We start from the raw sequence: 6,086 nt of genomic DNA on the forward strand, positions 1-6,086 counted from the left end.
GGCGATGGTCGGGGCGGGGCTCGCGATCATCACGAAGGCGTTCATCACGTCGATGTTGCCCTGGTCGGTCTTGGTGGGCACGCCGTCCTTGACGGTGTAGTGGGTGCCCTCCACCCCGTAGTTGGTCGCCATGTACTCCTTGGTGCCGTACGGCGCGGCGGTGACGTTGGCGACGGCCAGCACGTCGCGGATCACGGCCTCGGAGGCCTTCTTGTTGACGAAGGCGAAGATGCCGGCCGGGTTCTTCGCCCACAGCGTGGGGTCGCCGCCGTCGTGGCCGAAGACGTCCATGCCCCAGATCTTGAACTCGGGGTTCTGCACGGCCTGTTCGGCTGTGCGGCTCCACCACTGCGACGAGTCCTGGTTGTAGACGAGGAACTCGCCGGCGGCGAACTTGGGGCCGGGGTCGTTGGCGTTGCTCTTGCCCAGCTCGGCATCGGGGTGCACCACACCGGCGGCGAACAGCTTGCGCGTCCACTCCAGGGCCTCGAGGTACTCCTCGGTCTCGATGCGGTAGATCAATTTGCCGTCGACCTCGTTCCAGCCGAGCGACTTCTCCTCGCCGGAGAGCACGCCGAAGGCGTTGAAGGCGGTCCACTTCATGTCCAGGCAGGCCCAGCGCTTGGCCTTGGCGTTGGTGGCGTCCTTGGCCAGCGCCATGAACTCGTCGCAGGAACGGGGGACCTCGTAGCCCTCCTTCTCGAAGATGTCCTGCCGGTAGAGGGGCACGATGCCGGTGACGTACGAGGACGGCATGGGCAGGCCGCGCAGCTTGCCGCCGAAGATGGACCGCTGCCAGGCGTCGGTGGGGATCGCCGCGAGGTTCGGGTAGTCCTTGACCGCGTCGCCGGAGAGGTACGGGCCGAGGTCGGCGAACTTGCCGATGACGGCGCTGGGGATCTTGCCCGTCATGTTCCAGCCGGGCACGACCACGACGTCGGGCACGTCGCTGGAGGCGAGGACCGCGCCGAGCTTCTGGTCGTAGGTGTTGCCGTCCTGGTTCCGCCAGACCACGTCGACGCCGATGAGGTCGTTCATCGTCCGGTAGTAGGCGTTGCCCTCCTTGGGCGGGGAGCCCCAGAACGGCGACATGACGGTGACCTTGCTGCCCTTGCCGAGCTTCTCGGGCACCGACGTCTTCAGGTCCGCGAGGTCGAGCTTGCCGGTGAAGCCGACCGCGGAGCCGTTCCTGCTGGGGATGTCGGGGGTGACGACGTTGCTGGCGACGTACGCCGGCAGCAGCTTCTCGGCCTCCTTGCCCGACGTGGTGCCGTCGCGCGAGCCGCCGCCGTCCGCACCCCCGCACGCGGAGAGCAGCGGTATTCCCCCCGCCACCGCTGCGGTGGCGGCCGCGGTGGAGGCGAGGAAGCTTCTCCGGCTGGGCCCGGAGGAGGTGGAGGCGTTCGGCGTCATTGCGTCAACCCTTCATGGCACACCAGGACACCCGGCGGCGGCCGTCGGCTGCGGTGTCTTCACTGGAACTGGCTGAGCCGAAGCGGTCGTTCGGAGGGAACGTGCCGGGGAGGCGGCCTCGCAGTCGAAGCGCTTCGATGTTGCTGCGAGGTTAAGTGAACACCCAAGGACGCACAAGAGTTGCTTACAAGATTCCTCGGAGGGGCGCCGAGCCGCCCCACGAGCACCACACATGCGCCTCGCACCCACGGAGTTCGGGGAAATGTCCGCGAGGTCCCGTCGGGCGCCCGATCTCCCCCGCTCATGTCCTTGACACCCGCCCCACCTCGGAATCAGCATCGAAGCGCTTCGAAAGCGCTTCTTCGTTCCACCGCAAGGGGATGTCCACGTGACCGCACCAACGCCGCCCACGCCGCCTTTCCGCGATCCGCACCTGCCGTTCGCGAAGCGCGTCGACGACCTTCTGTCGCGGCTGACCCTCGAGGAGAGGATCGGAGCCCTCCACCAGTTCACGCCCGCCGTCGAACGGCTGGGCATCGCCGCCTTCCGCACCGGCCAGGAGGCACTGCACGGGGTGGCCTGGATGGGTCCGGCGACGGTGTTCCCGCAGGCCGTCGGGCTGGGGGCGACCTGGAACCCGGAGCTGGTGCGCCGGGTCGGCGAGGCGGTGTCCAGGGAGACGCGCGCGATGCGCGCCCGGGACGAGCGGGTCGGTCTCAACGTCTGGGCGCCGACCGTCAACCTGCTGCGCCACCCCCTGTGGGGCCGCAACGAGGAGGGCTACTCGGAGGACCCCCGGCTCACCTCGGCGATCGCCACCGCCTACACCCGCGGCCTGCGCGGTGACCACCCGGTGTACTGGCGGACGGCGCCGGTGCTCAAGCACTGGCTCGCGCACAACAACGAGACGGCCCGGGACACCGCGTCCAGCTCCGTCCGCCCGCGGGTGCTGCACGAGTACGATCTGCGCGCCTTCCGGGGCGCCGTCGAGGCGGGGGCGGTGGCCGGCGTGATGCCCGCCTACAACCTGGTCAACGGCCGTCCGAACCACGTCTCGCCGTACCTGCGCGAGCAGCTGCGCACCTGGACCGGGGAGGAGCTGCTGGTCTGCTCCGACGCCGGGGCGCCGTCCAACCTGGTCGACTCCGAGCACTACTTCGACACCCACGAGGAGGCCGTCGCGGCCTCGCTGCGGGCCGGGGTCGACAGTTTCACGGACCACGGCACGGACAGCTCGGTCATCGTGGGGCGCCTCCGGGAGGCCCTGCGGCGGGGGCTGCTGACGGAGGCCGAGATCGACGAAGCGGTCCGCCGGCAGCTCTCGGTGCGCTTCCGGCTCGGCGAGTTCGACCCGGACACGGACCCGTACGGGGGCGGCGGGAACGGCGGGGACCCCGGTGTCCCGCGGGCGGAGGGGGGCGCCGACGAGCACGCCTTCGACACCCCGGAGCACCGGGCGCTGGCCCAGGAGGCCGCCGAACAGGCCGTCGTCCTGCTGAAGAACGACGGCCTGCTGCCCCTGGCCCCGGCGCACACCCGTGTCGCCGTGGTCGGCCTGCTGGCCGACGAGTGCAAGCTCGACTGGTACAGCGGCACCCTGATCCACCGCTCCACTCCCCTGGAAGGGCTCTACGAGCGGTTCGGCGCCGAGCGGGTGGAGTTCACGGAGGGCGTGGACCGCGTCCTGGTGAAGACCTCCGCCGGCACCTTCCTGCACGTCCCGCCGGCGCCCGACGCCCCCGGCACGGCACGCGGCGCCGAGGGCGCGCTGGATCCGGCGCTGCTCGCCGGCCGTACCGACCTGGCCCCGCTCACCGCCGGGCCCGAGGGCACCGAACTCGCCCTGGTCGACTGGGGCGGGGGCGTGCTGACCCTGCGCGCCCCGGACGGCCGGTACCTGTCGGTCGCCGAGGACGGCTACCTCCGCGCCTCCGCCGACCAGCCGGGCGGCTGGGTCGTGCAGGAGACGTTCCGGCTGGAACCGCACGGCGGCGGTCACCTCCTCAGGCACCTGGGGACGGGGCTCCCCGTGCAGGTCGCCGCCGACGGCGTGAAGGTTGCCCCCGGGAACCCCCCGGCCTCGGAGGGCGCCGCCACCGGACGGGACGCGGTGGCCGGAGCGGGCCCCGAGGTGTTCGAGCTGATCGTCACCGAGCACGGCGAGGAGGCGGTGGCGCGGGCCGCGGCACGGGCCGACGTGGTCGTGGTGGTCGCCGGCAACGACCCGCACATCAACGGCCGGGAGACCGAGGACCGCACGACGCTCCGGCTGCCCGCCCAGCAGGAGCTGCTGCTGCGCGCGGCCCGCGCCGCCAACCCCAGCACCGTGCTGGTGCTGGTCTCCTCCTACCCGTACGCGGTCGATCCGACGGACCTGCCGGCGGTGCTCTGGACCGCGCACGGCGGGCAGGCCGCGGGCACCGCGCTGGCCCGGGTGCTCGCCGGTGACGTCTCCCCCGCCGGCCGGCTCCCGCAGACCTGGTACGCCGGCGACGCCGACCTCCCCGGCCTGCTCGACTACGACGTGATCGGCTCCCGCCAGACCTACCTGTACTTCGGGGGCACTCCGCTGTTCCCCTTCGGCCACGGCCTGTCGTACGCGTCCTTCGCCTACGGCGAGCTGACGGCGCGGGCCGGGGAGCGGGGGGTGCGCGTCTCGTTCACCGTCACCAACACCGGTGCCGTCGCGGCCGACGAGGTCGTCCAGCTCTACACGCGGGCCGTGGACCCGTCGGTGCCGCGTCCGCTGCGCGAGCTGGCGGCCCATCGGCGGCTGACCCTCGCGCCCGGCGAGACGGCCGACGTCGCCTTCGAACTCCCCCTGTCCGTCTTCGCGTTCTGGGACGTGGCGGTGGACCGGTGGCGGGTGGAGCCGGGCCGGTACGAGCTGCTGGCCGGCGCCTCCAGCACGGACGTCCGGCAGCGGGCCACCGTCACGCTCGACGGCGAGCCCGCCGTCCCCCGCGCGGTGCTCGAGCACGGCCTGGACGCGGCCCGCTTCGACGGGCAGAGCGGCACCGAGATCGTCGACCGGACCAGGGAGTCCGGCGACGCGGTGACGCCGGTGGCCGGACGGGAGGGCGAACTGGTCTTCCGCACCTGCGACTTCGGGAGCGGGGCGCGGGAGGTGACCGTCGAGGTGTCCGGCGGGGGAACCGTCGAGCTCTCCCTCGACGACGGCCCGGTGCTCGCCGGACTGTCCCCGTCGTCGCCGACGCCGGGCCCGTACGACTACGTCACGCTCGGCGCCCCCCTCGTCTCCCCCGGGGACCCGGCGGCCGTCACCGGCGTGCACGAGGTGCGCCTGCGGCTGCGCGGCGCGCTGCGGCTCGCGCGGGTCGGCTTCTCGGGCTGAGGGCACGCGGGCACGGACGAGCCGGGAGGAGGAGGGAGGGGCGCGGAGGGCCCCCGGGGGCCGCGCCGGCACGGGAAGGGGCCCGGCACCGGAGGCATCGGTGCCGGGCCCCTCGTGGGCGGCGCTCCCGCGTCACCCGCGGGCCACCCGGGGACGGTCCCCGGGAACCGGGGCGTCCGCTCAGAGAGCCAGGCCGGTCAGGACCATCACCCGCTCGTAGGTGTAGTCGTCCATCGCGAACCTCACGCCCTCGCGGCCCACCCCGGACTGCTTGGCACCGCCGTACGGCATCTGGTCCGCGCGGTAGGAGGGCACGTCGCCGATGACGACGCCGCCGACCTCCAGGGCGCGGTGGGCCCGGAAGGCGGCCTGGAGGTCGTGGGTGAACACTCCTGCCTGGAGGCCGTACTTGGAGTCGTTGACGGCGGCGAAGGCCGCTTCCTCGCCGTCCGCCCTCGCCACCGTCAGGACGGGGCCGAAGACCTCCTCGCGGGCGATCGTCGCCCCGGCCGGCACGTCGGTGAGCACGGTCGGCGCGTAGGAGGCGCCGTCGCGCTTGCCGCCGGTGAGGAGGGTGGCGCCGGCCTCGACGGCCTCCCGCACCCACGCCTCGACGCGTTCGGCGGCGTCCTGGCTGACCAGCGGGCCGACGTCGGTCGCGTCGTCGGCCGGGTCCCCGGTGACCTGGGCCTCCACCGCGGCCACGATGCGCGGCAGCAGCCGGTCGTACACGGAGGTGTCGGCGATGACCCGCTGCACGGAGATGCAGGACTGGCCGCCCTGGTAGTTGGAGAACGCGGCGATGCGCTGCGCGGCCCGGTCCAGGTCCTCGTCGCTCGCCCAGTCGGCGAGGACGACGGCCGCGCCGTTGCCGCCGAGCTCCAGGGTGCAGTGCTTGCGCGGCACCGAGTCCATGATCGCGTAGCCGACCTGCTCGGAACCGGTGAAGGAGATCACCGGCAGCCGCTCGTCCCGCACCAGGGCGGGCATGCGGTCGTTGGGGACCGGGAGGATGCTCCAGGCGCCGGCCGGCAGCTCGGTCCCGGCGAGCAGTTCGCCGATGAGCAACCCGGACAGCGGGGTCGCCGGGGCGGGCTTGAGGACGATGGGGACACCGGCCGCGATGGCCGGGGCGATCTTGTGGGCGCACAGGTTCAGCGGGAAGTTGAACGGCGCGATGCCCAGGACGACGCCCTNNGGGCGAGCCGCCCCTGGCCGCCGGCGTCGGTGTCGAGCCGCTGGCCCTCTCCGCCGTTGAAGCGGCGGGCCTCCTCGGCGGCGAAGCGGAACACGGACACGGCCCGGCCGACCTCGCCGC

General features: G+C 73.0%; 3 protein-coding genes. 1 reads left to right on the top strand and 2 read right to left on the bottom strand.

What is annotated here, in order from left to right; all coding sequences use genetic code 11:
* A partial coding sequence (locus AOK18_RS18830) for an extracellular solute-binding protein (RefSeq protein WP_055695133.1) occupies nucleotides 1-1,413 on the bottom strand: 1,413 nt, incomplete at its 3' end.
* Nucleotides 1,414-1,801: 388 nt separating this feature from the next.
* Between AOK18_RS18830 and AOK18_RS18835 the strand changes: the two genes are divergently transcribed.
* Nucleotides 1,802-4,768, top strand: a complete 2,967-nt coding sequence (locus AOK18_RS18835; RefSeq protein WP_055695134.1) for a glycoside hydrolase family 3 C-terminal domain-containing protein — start codon at nucleotides 1,802-1,804, stop codon at nucleotides 4,766-4,768.
* 180 nt (nucleotides 4,769-4,948) lie between these two features.
* Here the strand turns inward: AOK18_RS18835 and AOK18_RS18840 are convergent.
* Nucleotides 4,949-5,964: aldehyde dehydrogenase family protein (locus AOK18_RS18840; RefSeq protein WP_240503231.1), on the bottom strand; the 1,016-nt coding region annotated here is incomplete at its 5' end.
* Between the last annotated feature and the right edge of the window lie 122 nt (nucleotides 5,965-6,086).

The organism is Streptomyces prasinopilosus, from assembly GCF_001419695.1.
Taxonomy (GTDB): Bacteria; Actinomycetota; Actinomycetes; order Streptomycetales; family Streptomycetaceae; genus Streptomyces; species Streptomyces prasinopilosus.